Raw genomic sequence first — 13,359 nt, 5'->3', positions numbered from 1 at the left:
CAGGGTCGTACCAGGGTCGGGCCGGGTGCCCGGGCGCGCGGCCACCCGCCACCATGGTGCGTATGACGGACGACTCCCGCTCCCAGGACGGCGCGGACCCCGGCGGCGCGGACCCCGGCGGCGCGGACCCCGGCGGCGCGGACCCCGGCGGCGCGGACCCCGGCGGCGCGGACCCCGGCGAGGGGGGCCCGGCCCCGCGGCGGGGGCCGACCCGCGGGCGCGGCAAGGACAAGGTCCTGGCGGGCGTGTGCGCGGGGGCGGGCCGCTGGTTCGGCGTCGACCCGGTGATCTTCCGCGTGGTGCTGGCCGTCCTGTCGCTGACCGGCGGCATCGGTCTGATCATCTACGGAACGGGATGGCTGATCATCCCGCAGGAGGGCGAGGAGGAGAGCGAGGCGCACCGGCTGCTGTCCGGCCGGATCGAGGGCGCGCCGCTGACCGCCGTGCTGATGGCGCTGGTCGGCTGCGGGCTCTACGCCTCGATGCTCGGCAACGGCGTCAACCAGGCGTTCTCGCTGGTGCTGCTCGCCGCGACGGCCGCCGCGGTGTACTGGTCGCAGCAGCGCCGCAGGGCCGCCGAGCAGGCCGGGCCGGCGGGCGCGGCGCCGTATCAGGCCGCGGGGCCCGGCGGTGCTGCCCGCGCCGCGGCCCGTACCGCCGCCGCGGTGCCCGAGGCGCCGCCCGCGGTGCAGGCGCCGCCGGAGCCGGGCGGACCCTCGTGGTGGCGGGAGCCGCTGACCAAGGAGCCGTCGTATCTGTGGGGGCCGGACGACGGGCCGTACGGCCAGGAGGACCGGCGGGCGTGGAAGGCCAGGAAGAAGGCGGCGCGCGAGCACAACTGGGTGTTCGCGCTGGTGGTCTTCCTGCTCGCGGCGACCGCGCTGTGCGTGGGCGCGGGCGCGTCCTGGCCGTACCAGCCGGCGCCGGTCAGCGCGGAGATCGGCCTGGGCGCGGCGCTGGCGGTGCTGGGCGCCGCCTTCGTGGTGGCGTCGTTCGCCGGGAAGGCGGCGGGCGGCACCGTCTTCTGGTCGCTGGTGGTGATCGCCGGGCTGGTCGGCGCGGCGATGCTGCCCAAGAGCGGGCAGGGCGTGGGCCGGCAGACCTGGCGGCCGACGAGCGCGGCGGCCGTCGCGCCCTCGTACGAGCGGGGCCGGCACGGGCGTGCTCGACCTGTCCGGGCTCGACCTGGACGGGCTCGACCTGAACGGGCCCGGCTCGAACGGGCAGGGCCTGGACGGGCACGGCTCGAACGGGCAGGGCTCAAACGGGCAGGGCCTGGACGGGCACGGTCGTGACGGGCGTACGGTCGCCACGAAACTGCACGTCGGCGCGGGCGAGGCCGAGGTGCGGCTGCCCCGCGACGCGACCGTGCGGATCGACTACGACGTGAGCATCGGCGACGTCGACTGGCCCGACCGGCAGGAGGACGGCGTGCACCTCGGCAAGGGCCGCCACGGCACGGCCACCTTCGGCGCCGCGCCCGGCCGGGTGTCGCGGGGCACGATCGACCTGAAGGTCACCGTGGGCGTCGGCCGGCTGCTGGTCCTCCGCGACGCGGCCGCGACGCCGGCCCGCAGCCGCATCGGACCGCGGCCCCGGGCACCCCGGGAACGCCGACGGCACGACCGCATCCCGCCGTGCCCACCATCCCGCCCGCGCCCGTCGCGCAGGCCACGACGGCGCGTGGAGCGGCCCGATGAGACGGCACAGGTTCGAACCCGCGGCCCTGGTGATGGGCTTGGTCACGCTCGCCCTCGCGGTCTTCTTCCTCCTCGACGCCGCCGGCGTCTGGGACCTGTCCTCCCCCACCGCTCCCTCCCCGTGGTCGCCGCGGGCCTCGCCCTGGCCGCGGTGACCGCGGTCGTCACGCAGTCCGTCCGGATCGTGCGCGCGCTCCGCTCCCGGCCGCGGCGGGGGGCGCGGGGGTAGCGGGGGCGGCGGGGCGGCGGGGCTGAAACCCTTCAAACCGCTGCGGCCCGGATCAGCATCGTGCCGACCGTCTCGCCGTCCGGCGGTTCGAGGACGGTCGCACACGGCGTGCCGAATCCGTGGCGGCCGAGCAGGACCCGCCACTCGGCGGGCGAGTGGTCCTGACGGGCGCCCGCCCGGTTCCCGGGGCCGGCCCAGTGCCCGGCGGCAGATGGGAGAAGGCGAGGAGACCGCCGGCCGGCATGCGCCCGCGGATCAGCGGCAACAGCACGTCAGGGGCGACGAACCACGCGGCCCCGAAGATCGACAGCACGACGTCGAAGGTCGCCGTCGTCTCGCGCAGAAACGCCGTCGCTTCCGCCGTGACGAACGCGATGTCCGGCAGGTGGGCCCACCGCTCGTCGGCGACCGCCTTCCGGCTCGGGGCGATGTCGACCCCAGTGGCCACGGCGCCGAGTGTGGCCAAGTGCGCGAGGTTGTCGCCGCTTCCCGCCCCGAGGTCCAGGACGCGACGACCGGCGACACCGCCCAGCACCTCCTCGGAGGGGCCGTGGTCGGGGTACTGGGTCCAGTTCAGCCACGTCGCCTCACCTCGTGCGTTGACGGCGCGACGGGGCGTGCGGCCCGCGGCGTACCTGTCCCAGGACTCGGCGAGCGTCATCGGTTCTCCTTCCGCGGCCGTGGGCCCGCCCCCCGAGGAGGCGAGCCCGGTCCCGCGCCGGCGGGACTACTTCGGGGAGTCGTGGCACCCGGCATGGCACTGGTTGCACTCCGCCGCGTCCTCCATGCCCCAGAGCTCGGCATCGACCTGGAAGCCGGCCGCGCGGATGGCGCAGACCGTTCGCTCCAGAACCAACGGCCCGCCCGTTCCGGAGTTCCGCCCGTCGACGGCCTGCTCCCGCACCTGCGGAACGTGATGGATGTAGCGGCCGAAGCGGGCCTGGGTGAAGTGGTGGTAGTGGACGGAGTCGAGCATGAAACTGTGCCACGCCTCGTCCACCTGCGCGGAGGGCCCCAGCATCAGGTCCGGGTTCTCTCCGCACGCCATCAGGTAGGCAATGCACTGGCCGAACTTGCGCCCCGCCAGCTCTTCCGTGTCCGCGGGGTTCCGCAGCAGCAGGGCTACCTGCCGGTCCCACACCTCCGTGGATACGTAGGATTCCGGTACACGGACCACCGTCGTTGTCGCCATGTCGTGCCTCCACAGGATTCGGGGTCACTGCTCGGCCGCCTGGCGCCACGTCGCGGTCGCGACGCCCGACGCGCCGGGCCCGGCCATGGCAGCGATGGTCCGGCGGACCGGGCCGCGGATTCCAGAGCTATTGGCGTTGTCGGGTAAACGCCTCCGACCACTCGGCGAGGAGCGCCCGGCAGTCGTCCCCGAAGACCGCGTGGGCCACGAAGCGGTCGAAGGCCTGCCGGTACGCGCTCACATCCCGGTAGTCGCGCAGGACGAGTACACCGGTATCGGTTTCGACCGTGGCCAGTCGCCTGTCGTAGAGCGTGAAAGTGTTCAGCGGCATCAGCGGAATGTGGCCGCGCATGGGCACGATGCCTATGCGCACGGTGGGAATCCGGGAAAGCGACGCGAGCCGGTCGAGTTGTGTGGCCATGGCCAGGGGCGGCACGAACGGCCAGCGCGCGGCCTGCTCGGTCAGGAGGAACGTGAACGACTTGGCCGGGTCGTAGAGGGTGCTCTGGCGCTCCAGTTTCTTCGCGATGGTCTTCGACTGGTCGCCCGGCAGGTCGGCGAGGCTGGCGCGCACGTACTCGGGTGTGGCCAGCAGCCCGGTGATCGCGGAGAGCAGGAAGTACCGGAACTCCGTCGACGCCGCCTCGAGGCGAGCCAGCTCGTCCTGCTTCTTGTCCAGGCCCCGCCGCCGTGAGGACCAGTCGTCCTGCCATTCCGTGTTGGCGGTCCGGACCAGTCTGAGGAGTTCCGAGGCTTCCGGCGCGGATATGTCGAGTGCTCCGACGATCAGCTCGACGTCGACCACCGTGGGGGTGAGCTTCCCGCTCTCGATGTTGCTGACCTTCGTCTGCGACATGGCGCACCGTCGGGCGAGCCAGGTCTGCGTTCTGCCGGCTCGCCTCCGCAGGCTGCGCAGCGCCTCCGCCAGGTCCGATCTGGACCGGCCCAGCCGCTCGGGATCAAATGTCAAGGCCCTTCACGTACTCCTCGAAGGGCACGGACTCGGCTGTGGCGATCTCCTGGTATGCGAGAAAAACCGACACGTCTCCCTCGAACACTTCGCGGTCGATCTGCGTCCCATCGCTCGCGTAGTTCATGAGGACGACCTCGGAACGGTCGAACATCCAGAAATCGGGAGCGTCGGCGAGCGGGTTCTCCCGGTCGGTCACGTCCAGGATGCGAATGTCCTCGCCCGCTCGCGCGTGCGGCAGGTAGTACATGAATTCGAACCGGAGGTAGTCCGACAGCGGCCGCGTGACGACGTGGACGCGCCCCTTGGCCTTTCCCTGGGCCCGCAGCCGCTTCAGGTCTTCGGTGTACTCGTCCGCGTAGGTACGCGGGTCGATCCGCTCGCCCGCGAGAAACGCCCGGATCTCGTCCTCCTCCTGCGGCACGCGGTAAACCGGCAGTGTCTCCAGCCTCCAAGCCTCGCGCGCGAAGGACCGGAACCTGTCGGCCCACGCGTCACCATCCAAGAGCACGCACGGCCTCCCTCAGCACCTCTTCCGGAATCTCGACGAGCCCCTCTCCCGGCGGCGGAGTGAAAACGCGCTAGACGTTTCCCTGGACCACGATGGAGCCCGACCCGGTGCGGTACAGATTGGGGAAGTCGTTCTTGCTGCACTCACCGTTGCCACTGCCCGTCAGACGGGTGAGTTCCTCACGTGCCATCCGAACCCCCTCTCGCAAGCAGCCCCTCGGGCTGGTCTCCACGACGGTAGGGGGGTGGCCGCCACGGCGTCCATGCGGTCACGTGAATATTGGCGTTGTCGCATAAAGACGCTCTGCCCGCGCCGATCAGGAACAGCCGAGCGCCGCGGTGACCGCGGTCGTCACGCAGTCCGTCCGGATCGTGCGCGCGCTCCGCTCCCGGCCGCGGCGGGGGGCGCGGGGGTAGCGGGGGCGGCGGGGCGGCGGCGGAAGAGGCCGCCGCGGCGGGTGCGGGCCAGCGCGTCCAGGGACAGGTAGGGCGTGCCGGCGAGCACCAGGGGGAGCCACGCCATCAGGTACGCGAGGTCGTTGCCGTAGTAGTAGGGGGTCGTCGACCAGCTGACCGTCAGCCACAGGCTGAGCGAGATCAGCGCGCCGCCCAGCGCCGCGACCCGGCCGAGCAGCCCGGCCAGCACCCCGAGCCCGGCGGCGATCTCGCCGAACGCGATGGCGTAGCCGAAGCCGTGCGGGGCCTTGAGCGCCAGGTCGATCATCGCCGGTATCGCCGCCTGGTCGTGCGCGCCGTGCAGGATGTTCACCAGCGACCCGTTGGCCGAGTCGGTGAAGAAGGTGTCGCTGGTCAGCTTGTCCAGGCCGGCGTAGACGAAGGTCACACCGAGGAAGATCCGCAACGGCAGCAGTGCGTAGCGCCGAGCGGTCTCCCGCCACACCTCAAGCATCGTCTCCCGCCTCTCCCGCCGCACGGGGTTGGAATGGGCCTGCGGCGTCTCACCCGGTGGTACGGACGGGATCGCGGTACGACTCAACGATCCGGCCGGCGATTGGGGTGGATTCACCGCGGGCCCAGGCCCGCCCCTGGCGGGTCACTCCCACTCGATCGTGCCCGGGGGCTTGCTCGTGACGTCGAGGACCACCCGGTTCACGTCCTTGACCTCGTTGGTGATGCGGGTGGAGATCCGGGCCAGGACGTCGTACGGGAGCCGGGACCAGTCGGCGGTCATGGCGTCCTCGGAGGAGACCGGGCGCAGCACCACCGGGTGGCCGTAGGTGCGGCCGTCGCCCTGGACGCCGACCGAGCGGACGTCGGCGAGCAGCACCACCGGGCACTGCCAGATCTCCCGGTCCAGGCCGGCCGCGGTCAGCTCCTCGCGGGCGATCGCGTCGGCCTCGCGCAGCAGGTCGAGGCGCTCGCGGGTGACCTCGCCGACGATCCGGATGCCCAGCCCCGGGCCGGGGAACGGCTGCCGCTGCACGATCTCCTCGGGCAGCCCCAGCTCCTGGCCGACCATCCTGACCTCGTCCTTGAACAGCTTGCGCAGCGGCTCGACGAGCGCGAACGCCAGGTCCTCGGGCAGGCCGCCGACGTTGTGGTGCGACTTGATGTTGGCGGTGCCGGTGCCGCCGCCGGACTCCACGACGTCCGGGTAGAGGGTGCCCTGCACCAGGAACTCCACCGGGTGGTCGTCGGGCGCCTCGGCGACGATCTCCGCCTGCGCCTGCTCGAAGACCCGGATGAACTCGCGGCCGATGATCTTCCGCTTCTGCTCGGGGTCGCTGACCCCGGCGAGCGCGGCGAGGAACCGCTCGGAGGCGTCGACCACCTTCAGCCGCACCCCGGTGGCGGCCACGAAGTCCTTCTCGACCTGCTCGGTCTCGCCCTTGCGCATCAGGCCGTGGTCGACGTAGACGCAGGTCAGCTGATCGCCGATGGCCCGCTGGACGAGGGCGGCGGCGACCGCGGAGTCCACCCCGCCGGACAGGCCGCAGATGGCGCGGCGGTCGCCGACCTGGGCGCGGATCAGCGCGATCTGCTCGTCCACCACGTTGCTGGTGGTCCAGGTCGGCTCGATGCCGGCGCCGCGGTAGAGGAAGTGCTCCAGGATCTGCTGGCCGTGCGCGGTGTGCATCACCTCGGGGTGGTACTGCACGCCGTACAGCCGCCGCGCGTCGTTCTCGAAGGCGGCGACCGGCACCACGTCGGTGGACGCGGTCACCGTGAAGCCCTCGGGGGCGGCGGAGCACGCGTCGCCGTGCGACATCCACACCGACTGCTCGGCGGGGGTGCCCTCGAAGAGGGTGGAGCCGGGCCGGGAGACGGTCAGCGCGGTGCGGCCGTACTCGCGGGCGCCGGTGTTGTCGACGGTGCCGCCGAGCGCGGTCGCCATCAGCTGGAAGCCGTAGCACATGCCGAAGACCGGGACGCCGGCCTCGAAGAGCGCGCGGTCCAGGCGGGGCGCGCCCGGCTCGTAGACCGACGAGGGGCCGCCGGACAGGATGATCGCGGCCGGCCGCCTGGCCAGCATCTCGGCCACCGGCATGGTCGAGGGCACGATCTCGCTGTAGACCCGCGCCTCGCGCACCCGGCGGGCGATGAGCTGGGCGTACTGCGCGCCGAAGTCGACCACGAGCACGACGGGGCTCGCGGCGCCCTCGGGGCCTGCGGGTACGGAGTCGGGGGCGGGGGCGGACGGGGTCGCTGATGCCACGGGCGGCCTTCCGGCGGTTGCCGCGGGACACGGCAACGAGGCGTGCAAGGGGATGAGACCCCGAGTCTACCTTCGCTACACTTGCCGCCATGAACACGCTCGCCTTCGCGTTTACCTATGGCACCGGCCGGTCCGGTCGCCGTAGGCGCGCTGCGTGAGCATCTGACGCGACCTACCAGGCGCCCCGGGCCGATCGGCCCGGGGCGCTCGTCGTGTCCGCGGGTCGCAGCCGTCCCGGGGGCCGTGCCCCCGAGGAGCAGAACCATGAGCGAGACGACGACGGTGAACGAGACCCCGAACCCGGCGAGGACCGCCGAGGACGCGCCGGCCCCGGCGAGGACCGCCGAGGACGTGCCGGCCACCGGCGCCGGGACCGCCGAGGCGGACGCGCTGATCGCCGCGCGGCGGCAGCGCATCGACGACCTGGACGAGCGGATCATCGCGCTGGTGCGCGAGCGGATGGCGGTGTCGGGCGAGATCCAGGCCGCCAGGATCGGCTCCGGGGCCGGCGCGTGCACCTGGCGCGCGAGCTGCAGGTGCTGCGCACGTACGGGGACGCGCTCGGCGGCCTGCCCGGCACCGCGGTGGCGATGACGCTGCTGGAACTGTGCCGGGGCCGCGCCTGACGCCGGGGACGCCGTGGCCGCCGGGGACGCCGGGGACGCGTGGCCGCCGGGCGCACCTCTTTAGGGGGATCACCCGAACGGCACGTGACCGCCGGAAGGCCGCTTCGTTGGACGGGTTGTCCGTGCCAGCCAGGGGCGGTAACCCAACACCACGCGTGGAAATGGACACCGCCCAGACGCAGCTGGGCGGGGTGTGACCGGTGCGATGAGGCGGCCGCAGGCTTGCGCCCGCCGTGGGACCTCGCACCGGTGTGAGTGACCGGACGGCAGGGGACAGCAGCCCGGTCACGACTCAAAGTGGCGGTCGGCTCCCAGGGACGCCTGGGACCGGCCGCTCTGCGAAGAACACCGCGAAGGACACATTACAGCCTGTTCACGACGTTTTGGACGCCGGTTCCTCCCCGGAGCGCGGCGGCACCACGGGCACCGGCAGCAGCGGCCGCAGCGCCCCGAAGGCGTCGGCGGGCACCGCGGGCGCCCTCGGCGGCACCGGCGCGAGGGTGCGGTACGCCTCGCCCTGCGCCGGGCGCGGGTCCGGCTCGCCCTTGTTGGGCCACAGCGACATCGCGCGTTCCGCCTGCGCGGTGATGGTCAGCGACGGGTTGACGCCGAGGTTCGCCGAGACCGCGGCGCCGTCCACGACATGGATGCCGGGGTGCCCGTAGAGCCGGTGGTACGGGTCGATCACGCCGTGCTCGGCGTCCTCGCCGATCGGGCAGCCGCCCAGGAAGTGCGCGGTCAGCGGGCGTTCGGTCGCCTCGCCGACGTTGCTGCCGGGGAAGCCGCCGATCTCCGCGGCGATCAGTCGGGCGGCCTCGGCGCCCTCCGGGATGTGCGTCGGGTTGGGCGCGCCGTGGCCCTGCCGCGCGGTCAGCAGCCCCCGGCCCGGCCGCCTGCGCCTGCGGTAGGTGGTCAGGGAGTTGTCGCTGGTCTGCATCACCAGGCCGATGATGGTCCGCTCCGACCACTTGTACGTGATCCGCGAGATCACCGACAGCGCCGGGTGCCGGATGCCGTCGGCGACGAACTCCAGCCAGCGCGGCACCCGGCCGCGGTACGGCGCGGCCGGCACCGACAGGTAGCCCATGGAGTTGGAGCCGCGGCCGTAGCGCACCGGCTCGATGTGGGTGTGGTCGTTGGGGTGGACCGAGGAGGTGATCGCGACGCCGCGGGTGAAGTCCAGCGGGCGGTCCGGGTGCGCCTTGCGGTAGCGGCGCGGGGTGGTGCGCGCGCCCACCAGCGCCTCGGAGTTGGTGCGGGTCAGCATGCCGAGCCGGTCGGACAGCGCGGGCAGCCGGCCGCTGTCGCGCATCGCGTGCAGCAGCGTCTGGGTGCCGTAGGTGCCGGCCGCGAGCACCACCTGCCGGGCCCGCAGCACCGTGCGCGGGCCCTTCCTGCGCCGGTCGGTGGGCACGGTGGTGACCCAGTGGCCGCCGGCCGGGTCCTCGGCGACCTCGACCACGGTGGTCATCGGGTGCACGACGGCGCCGGCCCGTTCGGCGAGGTGGAGGTAGTTCTCGTTGAGGGTGTTCTTCGCGCCGTGCCGGCAGCCGGTCATGCACTCGCCGCACTCGGTGCAGGCGCGGCGGGAGGGGCCGGCGCCGCCGAAGTACGGATCGGGGACCTCGGCGCCGGGCTCGGCGCGCACCGCGGCGCCGGCCTCGCCGCCGCCGGCGTCCTGGCCGTCGCCGAAGAACACCCCGACCGGCGCCATGTGGAAGGAGTCGCCGACGCCCATCTTCTCGGCCGCCGCCTTCAGATGGACGTCGGAGGGCGTCATGGTGGGGTTCAGCCGCACCCCGAGCATCCGCTGCGCCTGGTCGTAGTGCGGTGCCAACTCCCGCTGCCAGTCGGTGATGCCGCCCCACTGGCGGTCCTGGAAGAAAGCGGCGGGCGGCACGTACAGGGTGTTGGCGTAGTTCAGCGAGCCGCCGCCGACGCCCGCGCCGGCCAGCACCAGGACGTTGCCGAGGACGTGGATGCGCTGGATGCCGAAGAGGCCGAGGGCCGGCGCCCACAGGTAGTTGCGCAGGTCCCAGGAGTTCTTCGGCAGCTCCTCGCGGGCGAAGCGGCGGCCGGCCTCCAGCACGCCGACCCGGTAGCCCTTCTCGGTCAGCCGCAGCGCGGTGACGCTGCCGCCGAAGCCGGAGCCGACCACGATCACGTCGTAGTCGAAGCGGTCGTCGTCGGGGTCTGCGCCGCTGTCCCGCTCGTGGTCCGCGGGACGCTGGTCTTCGGTCATCGTGTCGGTCCTCCGCTCGCGGTCGCTCGGCCGGTTCGGACGGTTGAGCCGGTTGAGCCGGTTGAGCCGGTTCGGCCATTCAGCCGGTTCAGCCGGCGCGGCCGGTTGGGCCGGCGCCTCGCCGGTCGTCGGTCGGCGCCTGTCGGGTCCTCAGCCGGTGCTCAGCGCATCCGCAGGGTCTTCATCAGCCGCAGCGAGATGTTCAGGAACGCCGCGTACTTCTCGTCGTCCATGCCGAAGGCGGGCGCCAGGGGCATCACCCGCTGAGTGGCCACGGTCTGCGCCTCGGTGTACTTCAGGATTCCCTCCGAGCCGTGCCGGCGGCCCAGCCCGGAGTCCTTCATGCCGCCCATCGGGGCGCGGATGGTGCCGTAGGCGGCGGCGTACGCCTCGTTGACGTTCACCGTGCCGGAGCGCAGCCGGGCGGCGATGCGCGCGCCGCGACGGGTGTCTCGGGTCCACACGCTGGAGTTGAGGCCGTAGTCGGTGGCGTTGGCGCGCTCCACCGCCTCGTCCTCGTCGCGGAAGCGGTAGACGGACACGACGGGGCCGAAGGTCTCCTCGGTGCACACCGCCATCGGCGGCTCGACGCCTTCCAGCACGGTCGGCTCGTAGACGTACGGGCCGAGGTCGGGGCGGGCCCGGCCGCCGGTCAGCACCCGGGCGCCCTTCTCGCGCGCCTCGTCCACGTGCCGGGTGACGGTCGCCAACTGCCGTTCGCCGACCAGGGATCCCATGCCCGCGCCGTAGGCGAGTCCGGTGCCGAGCCGGATGGCGCGGGTGCGGGCGACGAACTTCTCGGTGAACGCGTCGGCGACCGCCTCGTCCACGAACAACCGCTCGACGGAGATGCACAGTTGGCCGGCCGAGGCGAAGCAGGCGCGGACCGCGCCGTCGGCGGCCTTGTCCAGGTCGGCGTCGCGCAGCACCAACAGGGCGTTCTTGCCGCCGAGTTCGAGGGAGGCGCCGACCAGGCGCTCGGCGGCGCGGCGGGCCACCTCGCGGCCGGTGCGGGTGGAGCCGGTGAAGGAGACGTAGTCGGCGTGCTCGACGACCGCCGGTCCGACCACCGGGCCCTCGCCGATCACGATCTGCCAGGCGTCGGCGGGCAGCCCGGCCTCGACCATCTGCTCGCGCGCCCACAGCGCGGTCAGCGCGGTCTCGGAGTCCGGCTTCATCACCACCGCGTTGCCGGCCGCGAAGGCGGGCAGCGCGTCGCCGACCGACAGCTCCAACGGGTAGTTCCACGGCGCGATCTGGCCGACCACCCCGCGCGGGTGGCGCAGCTCGACGGCCTTGGTGAGCACCGGGAACGCGCCGGTGTGCCGCCTGGGCCGCAGGTACGCCGGGGCCTTGAGCCCGTAGTGGCGCGCGGCCATCGCGACGACCTGCACCTCCTCGTGGGCGTGCAGCCGGGCCTTGCCGGTCTCCAGCTGGATCAGGTCCAGCACCTCGGCCTGGCGGGAGAGCACCAGGTCGTGGAAGCGCAGCAGCACCTTCGCGCGGCGCGCGGCGCCGAGCGCGGCCCACTCCCGCTGGGCGGCGCGGGCCCTGGCGTAGGCGTGCTCGACGTCCGCGGGCGTCGCCTCCGGCAGCTCGGCCAGCCGCTCCCCGGTCAGCGGGGTGTGGTTGGCGGTGCGCCCGGAGCCGATCACACCGGCGGTGAGGCGGGCGACGAGGTCGGGCGTGACGACGTCCTGGGGGCGGCGGGCGGAGGCGGGCGCGGCGGGGTTGGCACCCTGGACGTCCGGCTCGACGGACTGGCTATCCGACTGCGGCGAATCGGTCATGCGGCGAGGGTACGGCGGCGGCGCAGCCCTGGATACCCGTGAGTAGCTCTTTTTTGGCCGACGGCGCAAACGTGCCAGCAATCAGTGGCTTTGTTCGAATCGCGCCAGGTCACAGCGTGTAACCTGCGGTAGCTTCCGGCGTCAGGTGATCCCCGCGGCGGAAGCGGGGGATGCGGGGGCCGGCGCGGAGGCGGGGGCCGGCGCGGAGGCGGGGCCCGGCGCGGGGGCTGGGGGCGGCGCGGGGGCTGGGGGCGGCGCGGGCACGCCGTCGACCAGCCGTCCGTCGGTGGACAGCGGTGGACCGGGCAGCGCCGGCAGGTAGTGCCGCAGGAAGAGCGTGCCGGTGATCTCGCGCCTGCTGCGCACCCCGAGCTTGTCGAAGACCTTCCGCAGGTGGTCCTGCACGGTGTACTCGGAGATGTGCAGCGCCGCGGCGATCTCGGCGCTGGAACGGCTGTGCAGCACGTGCTGGGTCACGTCGCGCTCGCGCCGGGTCAGGCCGTAGTGGTCCAGCACCAGGGCGGCCAGCTGGCCGGGCCGGCTGGGGGCCAGCTCCGCGTAGCTCAGCTCCTCCCCCGGCGGGCCCTGGCGCCAGGCGCTGAGGGTGATCCACTGGCCGCCGCGCACCCGGGCGCGGGCCGAGGCCGTGGCGCCGACGGGCGCTTGCCGGATCTGCTGGAGCAGCGCCGTCAGGGCGTACGCCCCCGGGGGCCGCTGCGCGCCGTGGTCCTCGGCGAGGCCGGCGAGCCAGTGGGCGGCGGCGGCGTTGGCGGAGAGGACGCGGCCGTCGGGGTCCGCGGTGACGAGACCCGGCGCGTCCGGGGCGCGGTCGCTGTCCACGCCGCTGAGCAGGAGCGCCCGGCGCAGCCTGGTGGCGGCCGTGGCGCTGACCGCCTCCGCGCGCCGCAGGTCGTCCGCGGTGAAGGGGCGCGAGCGCGGCCCGCGGCACAGGCAGAACAGTCCCCAGGTGTGGCCGTCGGCCTTGAGCACGACCCGTAACTCGTCGTCGAGACCGGCCGGGGCGAGGACGTCGCGGTGGTAGACGCCGTCCCGGTGGGCGCCGCGGGCCGACCTGCTGAGCAGGCTGGTGACGCCCGGCCGCGCGGCGAGCGCGCGGATGTGGTCGGGGCTGTCCTGGGTGCCGTGCTCGATCTCGAACAGCCGGGGCATCACCGCGGCGGGGAAGCCGTGCTCGTGCAGTCCCCCGGTGTCCAGCAGCGTGGCCGGATCGAGCATGACCGCGCACCAGACGTCGGCGGGGACGGCCCGCAGCAACTCGTCGCCGACCGCGGCGAGCACGTCGATCGGCTTGCCCGCGACGGCCGCGGAGAGGGCGTCGGCGGCCGGCCGGGACGGGCGCGCGGACCCACCGGCCACGGGTCCGGTTCGGTGTCCTGACATGGCGTCAGAGTAGGAGACATCC

Annotated in this window: 11 protein-coding genes and 2 pseudogenes; 3 read left to right on the top strand and 10 right to left on the bottom strand. The window is 73.5% G+C overall.

The genetic code is table 11. From position 1 onward, the window contains the following. Positions 1-62 precede the first annotated feature (62 nt). Both VSR01_RS24590 and VSR01_RS24585 read left to right on the top strand, forming a co-directional pair. Positions 63-1,295 carry a PspC domain-containing protein gene (locus VSR01_RS24590; RefSeq protein ID WP_326451303.1) on the top strand — a complete coding sequence of 411 codons (1,233 nt, stop codon included), beginning with the start codon at positions 63-65 and terminating at the stop codon, positions 1,293-1,295. A 401-nt stretch (positions 1,296-1,696) separates the two neighbouring features. Then, on the top strand, positions 1,697-1,855 hold the full coding sequence (locus tag VSR01_RS24585; protein ID WP_326451302.1) for a hypothetical protein: 159 nt from the start codon (positions 1,697-1,699) through the stop codon (positions 1,853-1,855). 126 nt (positions 1,856-1,981) lie between these two features. On the opposite strand, the gene VSR01_RS24580 is transcribed toward VSR01_RS24585, so the two are convergent. From VSR01_RS24580 to guaA, 7 genes and pseudogenes are all read right to left on the bottom strand, one after another. After that, the gene (locus tag VSR01_RS24580; RefSeq protein ID WP_326451301.1) at positions 1,982-2,590 is read right to left on the bottom strand and encodes a class I SAM-dependent methyltransferase; all 609 of its coding nucleotides are present in this window, start codon (positions 2,588-2,590) and stop codon (positions 1,982-1,984) included. 66 nt (positions 2,591-2,656) lie between these two features. Next, entirely contained in the window at positions 2,657-3,121 is a 465-nt protein-coding gene (locus tag VSR01_RS24575) for a glycine-rich domain-containing protein (RefSeq protein WP_326451300.1), read from the bottom strand. Positions 3,122-3,248: 127 nt separating this feature from the next. After that, the gene (locus VSR01_RS24570; RefSeq protein ID WP_326451299.1) at positions 3,249-4,091 is read right to left on the bottom strand and encodes a helix-turn-helix domain-containing protein; all 843 of its coding nucleotides are present in this window, start codon (positions 4,089-4,091) and stop codon (positions 3,249-3,251) included. Next, a complete protein-coding gene (locus VSR01_RS24565) occupies positions 4,081-4,602 on the bottom strand; it encodes a DUF6879 family protein (protein ID WP_326451298.1) in 522 nt (173 codons plus the stop codon). The genes VSR01_RS24570 and VSR01_RS24565 overlap by 11 nt, the downstream gene beginning before the upstream one ends. Next, a pseudogene (locus tag VSR01_RS24560) lies at positions 4,586-4,792 on the bottom strand (hypothetical protein). Before VSR01_RS24560 ends, VSR01_RS24565 begins: the two are co-directional and overlap by 17 nt. A gap of 161 nt (positions 4,793-4,953) precedes the next feature. After that, positions 4,954-5,511 (bottom strand): DoxX family protein, encoded by a 558-nt coding sequence (locus VSR01_RS24555; RefSeq protein ID WP_326451297.1) that lies wholly within the window; start codon positions 5,509-5,511, stop codon positions 4,954-4,956. Positions 5,512-5,655: 144 nt separating this feature from the next. Continuing rightward, positions 5,656-7,278: a glutamine-hydrolyzing GMP synthase gene (gene guaA, locus VSR01_RS24550; protein WP_442785529.1), complete on the bottom strand. Its 1,623-nt coding sequence runs from the start codon at positions 7,276-7,278 to the stop codon at positions 5,656-5,658. A 264-nt stretch (positions 7,279-7,542) separates the two neighbouring features. On the opposite strand from guaA, the pseudogene VSR01_RS24545 reads away from it, so the two are divergent. Beyond that, positions 7,543-7,904: pseudogene (locus tag VSR01_RS24545) on the top strand (chorismate mutase). 373 nt (positions 7,905-8,277) lie between these two features. Here VSR01_RS24545 and VSR01_RS24540 read toward each other — a convergent pair. The 3 genes from VSR01_RS24540 to VSR01_RS24530 all read right to left on the bottom strand — a co-directional run bounded on the left by VSR01_RS24540 (position 8,278) and on the right by VSR01_RS24530 (position 13,337). Beyond that, positions 8,278-10,146: a GMC family oxidoreductase gene (locus tag VSR01_RS24540; RefSeq protein WP_326451296.1), complete on the bottom strand. Its 1,869-nt coding sequence runs from the start codon at positions 10,144-10,146 to the stop codon at positions 8,278-8,280. A gap of 161 nt (positions 10,147-10,307) precedes the next feature. Continuing rightward, positions 10,308-11,936 carry a succinic semialdehyde dehydrogenase gene (locus VSR01_RS24535; protein ID WP_326451295.1) on the bottom strand — a complete coding sequence of 543 codons (1,629 nt, stop codon included), beginning with the start codon at positions 11,934-11,936 and terminating at the stop codon, positions 10,308-10,310. A 141-nt stretch (positions 11,937-12,077) separates the two neighbouring features. Further along, positions 12,078-13,337, bottom strand: a complete 1,260-nt coding sequence (locus VSR01_RS24530) for a LuxR C-terminal-related transcriptional regulator (protein WP_326451294.1) — start codon at positions 13,335-13,337, stop codon at positions 12,078-12,080. Positions 13,338-13,359 lie beyond the last annotated feature (22 nt).

Origin of the sequence: Actinacidiphila sp. DG2A-62 (assembly GCF_035825295.1) — a bacterium.
Lineage (GTDB): Bacteria > Actinomycetota > Actinomycetes > Streptomycetales > Streptomycetaceae > Actinacidiphila.
The sequence above is the reverse complement of the archived record's forward strand: the minus strand, read 5'-3'. Positions and strand labels throughout refer to the sequence as shown.